The organism is Caballeronia sp. INDeC2 (genome assembly GCF_023631325.1).
Taxonomy (GTDB): domain Bacteria; phylum Pseudomonadota; class Gammaproteobacteria; order Burkholderiales; family Burkholderiaceae; genus Caballeronia.
In genome coordinates, this window is sequence record NZ_JALQDG010000049.1 from 127264 (window position 1) to 139946 (window position 12683).

Here is a 12683-nt window from a genome sequence, read left to right on the forward strand (position 1 = left end):
CCGTGCGTGGAACGAGGTGCTCAACTACGTGCGCAAAGCCGCGAAGTCCATTCGGTGCAGCGAGAGGTCTTGACGGGTTCATGTTTTCGGGTCGGGTCGAGAGGCGTTTCTCCGGTTCGGAGGGCTTTTATCCGTCAGTGTAGCGCGTCGTGTTGATCCTACTTAACGAAGTGCGACCGTCCCCGAGACGGTCGAGCAGGCCGCAGCGAAACGCGCGCGTATCAGGATCCGATCGAGGTACTTTGGCCGCGGTTGCAGGACATGGTTGATGCCGCGACCAGCACAACGTCATCACGAAGAACCACGTCTTGTGGACCTCGCCGGTGTGTGCATCGGTGATGGTCGGACCTGCGCCGAAATCAACTTGCGCGGCTTCTGCAGGTTTGAACTCCAGCCGCATCGCTACATCTGGCGTGAGCTCCGCCTTCAATTCATGAAGTAGCCTATATACGGATGAGTAGCTTCCCTCGTAGCCGTGGTTGCGCAGCAGCGCGCTGTGAATCGTCGCGCCGGGGACGCCCGCGTCGTGCCACTGGGCAATCTGTTCGCGCCACGGTTCGGCCGACGAGATACGGCTCGCGGGCAGGAAATCCTTGCGGCTGAACGCTGTAGCAAGCTGCGCGTCATCCGGCAGAGCCTTGTCCGGAGAAAGCCACCCGCGCGCTCGGTTGCGGTCTCCCGCACAGCCGCCAGCTTCTTACGGCCCATGACTTGTGGCGCCTAAACGCCGAAAAGTCCCCGGCGCCTTTATGCCGAAAACGGTTTGGCTCCTTAACGGCGAAGGTTCACACCTGCTGTTGAGGGACGAAACATCAACATGGTATTTCCCATGCTCTCGTGGTGCCGCAAGCGTTCGGTCGCACGCAGCGATAGCGTCTAGGCGCACATTTGCCTACTCCGCTCTCGGTGGGTTCGGGCCGACAGCTCGAGCGTGGCGAAAGCCGCAGCCAGGTGATCGTCGCGCGACGAGTGCCGCTCATTCGGCTGCGTCGGCGCTGTTGCGCCTTGCATGTATATGGGGACAAACACTCTACATCCGGTATTTATTTTTTACTTGAGACAGATCATAAAAACAAATTATCATTCGCTCGTCCGGGGTTGAGAGCCCTGCATTTCGTACGGCTGTGTAACCTGCGGAGAGTGGCGACATGAAGAAATACTTCTTACGGTATGCGTTGCAGTTCGTCCCAGTGCTGTTGATCATCTCGTTGATCGTGTTTGCACTGGTCTATATGGCGGGGGATCCGGTCGCGCTGATGTTGCCGGATTCCGCGACACCCGCAGACATCGCCAATCTGCGCGAGTCGCTGGGACTCAATCGCCCGTTTCTTGTTCAGTTCTGGATCTTCCTCACGCATATTGGCAGCGGAAACTTCGGTACGTCGTTCCGCTACCACACCGATGCGATGTCGGTCGTGATGGGTAGGCTGCCGGCGTCGATCGAGTTGGGGCTGCTGGCCATGGCCATCGCGCTGACGGTCTCCATCCCGCTTGGCATCTGGTCGGCGGTTCGCAAGAACAGCTCCATCGATGTACTCATCGCCGGTGCATCGGTTGCCGGTAAAGCCATGCCGCCTTTCTGGCTGGGATTGATGCTCATCCTTATTTTTGCGGTCACTCTGCCGATCTTCCCGGTATCAGGCAGTGGCGGCCTGAGGCACATGATCCTGCCTGCGATCACGCTGGGTGGCGGAGCGGCTGCGGAAATTTCCCGTCTGGTGCGTTCGAACATGCTGGAAACACTTGGGCAGGACTACATCCGCACGGCACGCAGCAAGGGTCTTGGAAAATTCGCCATCATTTACCGGCATGCACTGAAGAACTGCCTAAATCCGGTCATTACGATTGTCACTGTTCAATTGCCCTTCTTGATTGGTGGCTCGCTTATCACCGAAACGGTATTTGCCTATCCGGGTGTGGGCCAACTCCTGGTCCAGGCCGTTAATGCCCGCGATATGTCGGTTGTTCAGGCTGGTGTCTTTGTGATCGCACTGATCGTGATTTTCATGAACATGCTCGGCGATGTGCTCTATCGCCTGGTCGATCATCGGATCAAATACTGAGAAGCGGGGAGACTGCAATGAATCATAGTGAGGGGAGCGCCATGAATGGCGGGCCATCTAATATGGTGACCGACTCGGCCCGGAACCTGACCAGACGCGAGCGAAGACGGTCGACTCGGTGGTTGAATTCCCTATATCACAGCAAGACGGGAATGACGGGCCTATTAGTTGTCGTCCTGATTATTCTGGTGGCAATCTTCGCACCATGGATCGCACCCTGCGATCCGACCAGAATCGATCTGACGGACATGTTAACACCGCCTGCGTGGCTTCCGGACGGGACGATGAAGCACATTCTAGGAACAGACAGCCTCGGACGCGATGTGCTCAGCCGCATTATTTATGGTTCGCGCGTGTCGCTGTTGGTGGGGATCTGCGCAGTATTGGTGTCGGGATTTATCGGCACGATACTGGGGGTAATTGCCGGCTTCTATGGCGGCTGGTTCGGCACGGCGATCATGCGTGTGACGGACGCCTTTCTGGCCTTGCCATCGATGTTGATCATGCTCGTAATCATCGGTGTATTTGGGCCCAGCCTGACGACACTCATCTTCGTGATGGGTTGTACAAAATGGGTTGCTTATACCCGACTCATGCGAGGTGAAGTGCTGAGCCTGAAGGAACGCGATTTCGTCCGGGCCGCTTATTCCATCGGCACGCGTAATCACACAATCATGCTGCGTCATCTCCTACCCAACGTATTTTCGACGCTGATCGTCATTTCGACGCTCAATGTCGGTACAGCCATCATTGCGGAATCCTCACTTAGTTTTCTGGGTCTTGGAATACAGCCCCCGGCGATTTCCTGGGGATATATGTTGAGCGAAGGGCAGGCATACCTGTCCACCAGCTGGTGGATCGCCACATTTCCTGGTGTGGCGATAACGGTGACCGCGATTGGAATTATTTTTCTGGGCGACTGGTTGCGCGATGTCATCGACCCACGTCAACAAGGACGTTAATCATGATGATCGATACAGAAGCACTGGCACCAGCGAATGAAGAAGCAGCGCTGCTCGACGTTCGTCATATCAGAACCTGTTTTCGGACTTCGCAAGGCACTATCTTCCCCGTTGACGATGTGTCGTTCTCCCTGAATCGCGGCGAAGTGGTGGCGATCGTTGGAGAGTCTGGGTGCGGCAAAAGCATCACTGCGTTTTCGGTGATGGGACTGGTCCGTGATCCGGGCCGCGTGGCACAAGGTGAAATTCTGTTCGAGGGCCACGATCTCACGCGCATGTCGCCCGATGAAATGCGGGAGATACAGGGCAATCAAATCTCGATGATTTTCCAGGAACCGCTGACATCTCTCAACCCTTTGTTGACGAGCGGTTACCAGATCGACGAATCGCTGCGACTGCACAAACATCTAGGCAGGAAGCAAGCCAGGGAGCAGAGCATTGAAATGCTCAGGAAAGTTGGGATGCCGCGGCCGGAGGCCGTACATGCTGCCTATCCACACGAACTGAGCGGAGGCATGCGTCAGCGCGTCATGATAGCCATGGCATTGTCATGCGCACCCAAGCTGCTGATTGCAGACGAACCCACCACGGCGCTCGATGTCACCATCCAGGCGCAGATACTCAAGCTGATGCAGGACCTGCGTAGCGAGTTTGGTACCACCATCGTTCTGATCACGCACGACCTTGGCGTCGTAGCGGAAATGGCTGACCGCGTGATCGTGATGTACGCGGGACAGGTGGTGGAGCAGGGAGATGTATATACCCTGTTCAAAGACCCCAAGCATCCGTACACCCAGGGGCTACTGAACAGCACGCCGAAGATTCACGAGATACGTGATTCTCTGCAATCGATTCGAGGCACGGTGCCGACACCCGTAGACATGCCTAAGGGGTGCCGTTTCAGTCCCCGATGCCCATACGTTTCCGACCAGTGCAGGAACGAAGCGCCGGCTTTACGGACATTGGGCGCTCCCTACCAGGTGCGGTGCTGGCTGCATGATGACAATAAAGGAGACTCTGCCGAATGAACGCTGATCCAGGCATCCCCGTGCTGGAATTGAAGGGGCTTAAGAAACATTTTGATCTATCGGGAAAGTGGTATTCCGGCGAACGCAAGTATTTGAAGGCAGTCGACGGGATCGATCTCAAGGTGTTCAGCGGCGAAACGCTGGGTATCGTAGGCGAGTCGGGTTGCGGAAAGTCTACCACCGGAAATGTCATGTTGCGGCTCCTCGAGCCGACAGAAGGCGATATTCTGTTTGAGGGCGAAAACATCGCCAGCCTCTCGGTGCGCGAACTGAGAAAGCGGCGCAAGGATTTTCAGATGATATTTCAAGATCCTTTTTCGTCGCTCAACCCGCGCATGCGCGTGATGGACCTCATCGCGGAGCCATTGCGCTCGCACAACATCCTGTCGGGTGATCAACTGCGCCGGCGCGTGACCGAGTTGATGGACAACGTGGGCCTCAGCTCGTCATTCATCACCCGATATCCTCACGAATTCAGCGGCGGGCAGAGACAGCGTATCGGCATTGCGCGCGCATTGGCGCTGCAACCGAAACTCATCGTGTGCGATGAGGTGGTCTCCGCGTTAGACGTGTCGATTCAGGCCCAGATACTCAACCTGCTGGCGCGTCTCCAGAGGGAATTCAACCTCACCTACATCTTTATTTCGCACGGGTTGCCGGCAGTCAAGCACTTCAGCACCCGAGTGGCTGTGATGTATCTCGGCAAAATTGTCGAACTGGCGAAGAAGGAACAGCTCTTTCGCCATCCACGGCACCCTTATACCGAAGCGCTCCTTTCCGCGGTGCCGATTCCGGATCCTGCGGTCGCTCGCGACCGCAAGCGCATCGTCCTGGACGGTGACATCCCCAGTCCGGTCAACCTGCCCGCGGGATGCCGGTTCCACACCCGCTGTATGTATGCGCAAGAGAAGTGCCGTGTCGCGGAGCCTGTGCTGACTGAACAGCAGGACGGACACCAGGTGGCCTGTCATTTTCCGCTGGCGCAACCTGCCGGTCCCGTTGTCGTGACGGCTTGAAAACCTACATGGTGAGGAAATCCAGAATGGAAAAGAACAAGACCCCGCCCAAGCGGATTGGCTGGGTGATCATTCTTGGCATCGTGGTCGTCGCGCTGGTGGGACATTTCCTGTTCAAGGGAGGGCACGCACAAAGCGACGATCAGTCCGCGGTACCGCGGGATTCCGATACCCTGAGGATCGGTATGGACAAGGGTATTCTGTCGTTCGATCCGCAGAATAACGGCAGCTACGGCACGCCGTTGATGAACATCTTCGATACGTTGGTCAGAATTGACAAGGACGGCCATTTTCAACCGCATTTGGCCGAGCGCTTCCGGCAGATCGATCCCATTACCTGGGAGTTCTCGCTGCATCATGGCATCCGATTCCACAACGGCGACGAACTGACCGCCAACGATGTGAAGTTCACGCTGGATCGCGTCGTTTCCGATAAGTCGCTGATTGAAAACCCGCGCTTTGCGTCGATCAAGGCGGTCAAGGTACTCGACAAGTACGATTTTCAGATCGTCACTCGGTATCCTGACCCGGTACTGTTGAACCGGCTGGTGCGCATGGGAGGCAGCATCCTGCCCGAGCAGTACTTCAAGGCGAGGGGTGTGGACTATTTCACGCAGCATCCTGTCGGTTCGGGACCCTATGAAGTCGTGAAGTACGAACTTGACCACCGGCTCGTGTTGAAGCGGTTCGACGGATACTTCAAGGGTAAGGTCTCGGACTGGAAAAACGCGGTACTGACCGTGCTGCCTGATGCCGCGACTCGAGTCAACGAGCTTCTCACCGGCGGGATGGACCTAGTGACGGCAGTGCCACCATCTGACTGGAATCGGATTAATAGTCAGGCCGGTCTGAAAATCGTCGATGGTGATTCTACCCAGGTGATGTTGCTTATCGCCAATTGCAACCGGGGATTCCCGACCTCCGACCCACGTGTGCGTCAGGCCATCGAGCATGCGATCGACAGCCGTCTGATCGTCAAGAAGCTCTTCAATGGTCTGGGCACGCCGACCCAAACGCATATTACGCCGGGCACTCTTGGTTTCGAGAAGAGCCTGTATAACACTTCCGCCTATGACCCGGAAAAGGCTAGGGCACTGCTCAAAGAGGCTGGGTATAGCGATGGCCATCCGCTCAAGCTCACGCTGCAGATCCCTGAGGGGCGCTACCAGCGCGATTCCGAACTGGGGCAACTCATCGCCGCAATGCTGGCGGGTGTGGGTATACAGGTTGAGATGGAACTGCTTGAGTCCAGCAAGTACGTCCAGGTGCGCAACAGCAACAAGAACAAGGATCTGATGCTCGCCGGCTACGGCAACAGCATGTTCGATCCTTTCCTGCCGCTCAACGCGCTGAACTCGAAGGTGTACTTCCAGCGTATTGGATACAGGAACGAAAAGGTAGACAGTCTGCTGGATCAGGCGATGCAGACCACAGACCAGGAACAACGCGCCAGGATGTACGAGGAAGTGCAACAGATTCTCGTTACGGATCTCCCATACATCTATCTCTACAACGAACGGTATTTCACCGGCATCAATTCGAAGCGCGTGAGCTTCGTGCCGCCGGTTACGCAAGATATTCTCGTCGAAGACATCAAGAAAAAATAGGCAGAGTCACATGATCAACCAAACCCGCTTATTTGACAGATTGAACAGATTGGGAGCGATTGGGCGCACGCAGCAAGGTGGCGTAACCCGCCTGGCCCTCAGTGAGTTGGACCGGCAGGGCATTGATCTGATCGCCGAGTGGATGTGTGATGCAGGGCTGCAAGTGCGCATGGACGCGGCTGGCAACCTCATCGGCCGCAAGGAAGGACGCTTTCCGGATTGGCCGGTGGTGTTGACGGGCTCCCATTCGGACACCACGCAGGAGGGAGGGATGTTCGATGGTGCGTTGGGCATCGCGGGCGGCATCGAGGTGCTACAAAGCATGAACGAGCGTGGTGTGGTCACTGACCACGCACTGGAGGTATGCGCGTATCGGGATGAGGAAGGCTGCCGATTTGCAGCCAGCTACTCCGGCTCGCGGATCATGACTGGCAAGCATGAGCCGGCGCGCTTGCTGCGTACCGACGAGAACGGGATATCGATCGCTGAGGCGCTCGAGGCGTTGGGCATCGATCCGAACCGCGTGCAGGAGGCTGCGAGGGCGCCGGGATCTGTCAAGGCTCACGTCGAGCTTCACATCGAACAAGGGAGCGTGCTTGCCAGCCGGGGGCTGTCGGTTGGCGTCGTGACGGGAATTTGCGCTTCGTCGCGCAGCCGAATTACGCTGACGGGAGAGGCGAGGCATGCGGGTACCACCCCAATGTCCCTGCGTCGTGACCCGATGGCTGCAGCCGCGGCCATTATCCAGATGATCGAAGAGGAGGCGCGACTGACCGGGAGCGCAGTCGCGACGGTTGGCTTGATTAAGGCCTTTCCAGGAGGCGTCAACGTTATTCCGAACAAGGTCGAGTTTTCCCTGGACTGCAGGGACATCGATGCGGCGGTACGCGATGTCTTGCTCGACCGAATTGTGAGTGTTTCCCGGGCAATCTGTGAAGAGCGCGACATCGGCTTTGATATCACTATCTTCGGCAGGGGGATTTCCAAGCTATGTGCTCAAGAGGTACAGGCTCCTATTAGGAACGCATTCGAAAAGCTGAATCTCCCCATATTTTTGCTTCCGAGCGGGGCAGGACACGATTCCGGGTCCTATTACGACTTCTGTCCGATGGGCATGATATTCGTGCGTTCCGTAGACGGCATCAGCCACAACCCGGATGAATGGAGTACACCCGAGGACTGTTCGGATGGGACAAGGGTTCTTTACCAAACCCTGCTGGAACTGGCCGGCGCAGGAGAAGGAGTGATCGAGCCGTAGGTCACAATGGCTATCCGATGACGTCTGTGCCACACGTCCTTCTTGGAGCGTTGGACTTTCACGCTCATCTCATCAGTGTCATATTCGGTAATTAACGGAAATCGAGAGGTTTCATCAACTCAACGAAAAATATTGAATACGACATCAATTTATTGATTTAGTTATACTAATAAATGCTAAATTGTAGGTTGTGTGAATTAGATTTGCTGGTCGTGCGATATCGAGGGAAACGCGTTTGGTGATTTTAAGAAACTCACGCCAGTTTCAGGTGAGTGGCGCTAGCCATGTCGAAGATCAATCTTGGTCGTGAAATCATGAAACTAAAAAATATCCTGCCTGCTGCTGTGCTGTTATCGGTTTGGCCCGCAGCGCACGCACAAACGGTGACGCTCTATGGGGTAGCAGATGCATCGGTGGACTACATCCATATCACCGGAACGCCGACCGCCCAGAGCGCAAATGTCACGCGTTTGTCGTCCGAAGGGTCTTACTTCGGTTTGCGGGGCATCGAGCCACTGGGTGGCGGCCTGTCAGCGGTGTTTCAGATCGAAGGCAACTACTCCATTAACTCGGGCTCGTTCTCTGGGTTTAACCGGGACACGTACGTCGGTTTGCAAAACGATCGGTGGGGGCTGCTGACGCTCGGGCAGAATACAACCCCCATGCGGGACTTGGGACTGGTTTTTGATCTGACTCCTGGCGGTAATACCGGCATTGGTGCAATCCAGTCCTTGCTGACTATCAACGGTCGTTCAACCGGTGCGGATAGTCGCAGGCCCAGTTCTGTGCGGTATCGTTCACCTAGTGTCTACGGGTTCAGGGCGGACCTGCTCTATGGGTTCGGACAAAACACGAGCGGACCCACGGACAACATGTTCGGCGCCGGTCTCAGGTACCAGGCTGGGCCTTTCCTGTTGGGTTACGCCTATGATTCCAGGAACAACGCCAACCCGACTGGGTTGGCACAAGCCAACAGTCGCGACGTACGGCATCGTATCGGCGTGCAGTACCAGGTTCTGCCGGATTGGATGGTGGGTGCGTTTTACGATCTGGCTAAGAACAGCGGGAACTTCGGCACGGGTAACGGCAAGATTACCGAACACAGTTTCGGCGTCATTACTCGCTGGAGCAGCGTAGCTCACAGTGTCTATGCAATGTTTGTCCAGAGCCAGCCGGTTGAGTGCAATGGCGTAACAACCAACAACGGCGTGAATTGTGCGACGGCCGGTAGCACGCGTGCGCGCTTATTCACCTTGGGATACACATACGCGCTGAGCAAGAGCACGTTGATACGCATGGTGGCATCGCGCATCTCGAACGGGGCCGCCGCTCGGTATGACTTCTCCAACGGTGCATTGGGGGTGACCGCCGGTGAGGATCTGACGGGCGTATCCATTGGCTTGCGTCATCGATTCTAGCAAGCGCGGCTGCCTGTCGCGCTCAACGACATGCCCCCTGAGGAGCTATTCGCTCATCGGCGCACGCATGTATCTGGATGTCAAGCAGGTTTATTCGGTTGCAGGGTTTCGACACTTCGCAAATCCGAGGTTTATTCACTTTAAATGAGGTGACTCATGAAACGTATAAAAATTACTTCAGGGGAGTATGTGTACTTCGCCCGACTGGAAGAGGAAAGCGCACCGAAGAGCTGCGCATGGTTCTTGAACAAACTGCCCTTCAAGTCACATATCAGCCAGGGTCGATGGAGCGGCAAAGCGGTGTTTATTCGACTGGGTACAACGGCCGCCGAGCTCGGTTATGAAAATGCTACAAGTTATCCACAAAATGGAGATGTCGTCCTGTATCCGGGTGATGCGACGCGTGGCGGCGGAGAGATCTACATGCCCTATGGTCCGAATGAGTTTTCCTGCGAGTACGGAAAAATAGCGGGCAGCCGCTTTCTGACCATTATTAAAAATCAGGATTCCTTACCGAAATTTGGAGAGCTGGTGCACTGGGATGGTGCACAGGAAATTGTCTTTGAGTTGGAATGATCTGTCACTGGCTCCGGATGAGCTCGTGCAGCCTTTCTGCCTGCGCGAGCCGGTTGGAAGCAGCTCGGCCAAGGTGATCGGTTAGCGAAGCGCAAATGTAATTGAGAATGCTGTACGCTGAAGTATACGAGTCGAACAGCGACGTGCTTTGGACCCGGCAACGGACCGTCCAGTTTGCCAGGTCGTTCGTTTTCGGTTCGGAATGGTCAGTGACGTACAGGATGGTTGCTTCGACACTCCTGGCATATTGCAGAAGCTTATAGCGGATCTCGCTACGTCGACGAAAGCCAACAATAACCACCATGTCCTGCTTCCTCAGCCCCGAAAGATCTTTTTCTATTGCCTGCCCTGAGCGGGGAAGCACCTCCACGTACTCACGTAACTGGATGAGTTGCTGGCGCAGGTACATTGCTGTCATATGGCTATTGCCATAGCCGACAATCCAAATATTACGGGCCTGTGCAAGCGCCGTGACGATCTCCTTGAGCGTGTTCTCTTCCAGTTCACTAAAACTTTGCAACAGGTTCTGGATTTCGAAATCGACGTGTTGCTTGACGCTGCTTTCGAAGTCCAGCGTATCATGGACAAAGGTATTCAAATAGCGCGGCGATCCATTCTCGCGGGCCTCTCGTACCTGTTTGCGGATTTCTTGAGCGTTTTTATAGCCGAGCCGTTTGACCAGTCTTGTGGCTGCGGCATTCGATGTGTTGGCTCGCTGGACCAGCTCCGAGATGGAATGTGTTGCCAACACACCCGGGAAATCTATGAGTAGGTCGGCCAGTACGCGTTCGCTGTAAGGAAGTTCCTCGTAGATCTCTTTAAGACGGTCTTCAATCGGAAGCCTCATGGCGATCGCTCCTCTGGGTTTGTGCTCAAAATAACCATAATAAGGCCAGGTTACGTCAGTGGAGCTAGTCTGGCACTTGCAAAAAGCAGTACATTTTAACGGATCCCGTTACACGTAACGGTCCCGGCGGCCCTGCGGCCATCCGAGCGGGAGAAGCACGTGATTTGGGCAGCGCGATCAATGATAGCGAACCCTCCCGGATGATTTTCGCGGCGGCGCTCAAAATCGCGCTTGCGAATGAGGAAACCGTCCGGATGAGTGATGGACCGCAACACGTGGTTCGTCACTGTGATCGTCAGGCATTCAAAGCCGCGCTCGTCCTTGTCCGGGCAAACACGCGTGACGGAAAAGTGACTCGAACACCATTTGAGCCGGGAGCGTCGATTCGGTGGCTAGGATTTTCACTCAGAAGCTGAGAGCATGCGCGACTGGTGAACCGGACCCGCCCGGCGCTATCTCATCGAAAGGAGACACATTCGGTTCTGGCAGGCCTAAGCCTAACGCAATGCCTATGATCGGAGGAGTCGCATTGCTGCGGTGCCGCCATGTTTGCGATTGGGGCATGCCTCGCCGCCTGCTGCCTGTGTGGCTTGCAGTTTCTCGGCGCAGGGGGTGGGGAAGCGAACATCAGAGCTCCAAAGTCGAACGCGCCGCGGTTCGTCCCCTGAATCGTCCCGGTATCGGCTGTGCAACTCCGCGCGCCGTCTCTTTGCCATAATGCGTCATGGGCCTACTGCTGTAACCGACGGCGTACCGGCGCGTCCGCGCGTCGCATCGCCATCGGCGGCACGTTCGCCGATTTCGAATTCGAAGCCGATGGCGTCCGCCGTACTCACGGGCGCCTGATCACTCCAGACACGCCCGAACGCGGTCGACCAACCTTGCATCGATTCTTACGAGCCGCGCGCAGAATTCAGCAACTGGGCCGCGGCCGCGCAAACCGGAAACTTGGCCTGCACTGTGAGTTAGGCTTGGCCCGGATGAGGAACCGTACGGAACCGGCGGTCACACTTTGCTCTGCATCCCTGCAATACTCGGAGGGCCTGACGAAATAGCCCCCGACTTTTCGCGTTAGCATCACGGATGCGACCGGCTGCCACTACCGTCGGTGCCGGAAGTTGCCAAGCTTTTGTGTTGCTTTACCTGATCATCGCTGTCCGTGCATAGAACTATCGATGATCCTCTACGCGTTACTGACAGTCAAAGTGGGTAGGGGAAAATGCACGCCCGCGCGCTGCGCCGCATTGACGATGTGCCCTTCGATCGCGCGGCCGGCCTTCTCTCCGTCGCGCGCCTTCAACGCTTCGATGATGACCGCGTGCTCGTGATACGTCGACAGCACCAGCTCGCGCCGATAAAACGGCAGGCGCTGGCTCTCCTTCATGATGTCGGCGCTGCCGCGCAGGATCGATTCGATCGCCGCGTTCCCCGCGAGACTCACGATGCGCATGTGGAACGCGAAATCCAGTTGCGCGGCTTCCTCGAGTGCCGATTCCGTCAGCGCCGCGTGCAACGAATCGAGATTGTCGTCGAGCCAGTCGATGTCCGAATCGCCGATCGAATGCGCCGCGAGCCGCGCGACGAATCCTTCCAGCGCGAAGCGCATCTGGTACGTGTCGGGCAGCGATGCCTGATCCGCGAAGCGCCACGGATGCGTGGTGCTCGCCTGCGCGTTGTTGACGTACACACCCTTGCCCGGCCGGATATGCAGCATGCCAAGCGCTTCGAGCGTCGAGAGCGCCTCGCGCAGCGACGCCCTGCTGATCGACAGCTCTTCCGACAGTTGCCGTTGCGCCGGCAACAGGCTCCCGACCGGGTACACGCTAGATTCGATGCGCTCGCGAATGGTTGCGATCGCGGCGTCGGTCACGGTATGCGGGACGTTTTTCATAGGAAGAAACAGTATTG

At 56.5% G+C, this 12683-nt stretch carries 10 protein-coding genes and 1 pseudogene; 9 read left to right on the forward strand and 2 right to left on the reverse strand.

Annotated features, from left to right (window positions below; genetic code table 11):
- The first annotated feature begins 1148 nt into the window (after positions 1-1148).
- From NCS28_RS31795 to NCS28_RS31830, 9 genes and pseudogenes are all read left to right on the forward strand, one after another.
- Positions 1149-2063 (forward strand): ABC transporter permease, encoded by a 915-nt coding sequence (locus NCS28_RS31795; protein WP_250517750.1) that lies wholly within the window; start codon positions 1149-1151, stop codon positions 2061-2063.
- Between the two features lie 62 nt (positions 2064-2125).
- Positions 2126-2314, forward strand: a pseudogene (locus NCS28_RS33465) (hypothetical protein); the annotation flags it as partial.
- Between the two features lie 33 nt (positions 2315-2347).
- Positions 2348-3025 carry an ABC transporter permease gene (locus tag NCS28_RS31800; protein ID WP_250517751.1) on the forward strand — a complete coding sequence of 226 codons (678 nt, stop codon included), beginning with the start codon at positions 2348-2350 and terminating at the stop codon, positions 3023-3025.
- A gap of 2 nt (positions 3026-3027) precedes the next feature.
- The gene (locus NCS28_RS31805; RefSeq protein WP_250517752.1) at positions 3028-4053 is read left to right on the forward strand and encodes an ABC transporter ATP-binding protein; all 1026 of its coding nucleotides are present in this window, start codon (positions 3028-3030) and stop codon (positions 4051-4053) included.
- Complete coding sequence (locus NCS28_RS31810; RefSeq protein WP_250517753.1) at positions 4050-5069, forward strand: ABC transporter ATP-binding protein; 1020 nt, start codon at positions 4050-4052, stop codon at positions 5067-5069. Before NCS28_RS31805 ends, NCS28_RS31810 begins: the two co-directional genes overlap by 4 nt.
- A 26-nt stretch (positions 5070-5095) precedes the next feature.
- On the forward strand, positions 5096-6676 hold the full coding sequence (locus NCS28_RS31815; protein ID WP_250517754.1) for an ABC transporter substrate-binding protein: 1581 nt from the start codon (positions 5096-5098) through the stop codon (positions 6674-6676).
- 10 nt (positions 6677-6686) lie between these two features.
- A complete protein-coding gene (locus NCS28_RS31820) occupies positions 6687-7934 on the forward strand; it encodes a Zn-dependent hydrolase (RefSeq protein ID WP_250517755.1) in 1248 nt (415 codons plus the stop codon).
- A 284-nt stretch (positions 7935-8218) separates the two neighbouring features.
- Entirely contained in the window at positions 8219-9352 is a 1134-nt protein-coding gene (locus NCS28_RS31825; RefSeq protein ID WP_250517756.1) for a porin, read from the forward strand.
- Positions 9353-9508: 156 nt separating this feature from the next.
- Positions 9509-9928 (forward strand): DUF3830 family protein, encoded by a 420-nt coding sequence (locus NCS28_RS31830; protein WP_250517757.1) that lies wholly within the window; start codon positions 9509-9511, stop codon positions 9926-9928.
- 4 nt (positions 9929-9932) lie between these two features.
- Here NCS28_RS31830 and NCS28_RS31835 read toward each other — a convergent pair whose 3' ends face one another.
- Positions 9933-10775, reverse strand: a complete 843-nt coding sequence (locus tag NCS28_RS31835; RefSeq protein WP_250517758.1) for a MurR/RpiR family transcriptional regulator — start codon at positions 10773-10775, stop codon at positions 9933-9935.
- Between the two features lie 1183 nt (positions 10776-11958).
- On the reverse strand, positions 11959-12666 hold the full coding sequence (locus tag NCS28_RS31840) for a FadR/GntR family transcriptional regulator (RefSeq protein ID WP_250517759.1): 708 nt from the start codon (positions 12664-12666) through the stop codon (positions 11959-11961).
- Between the last annotated feature and the right edge of the window lie 17 nt (positions 12667-12683).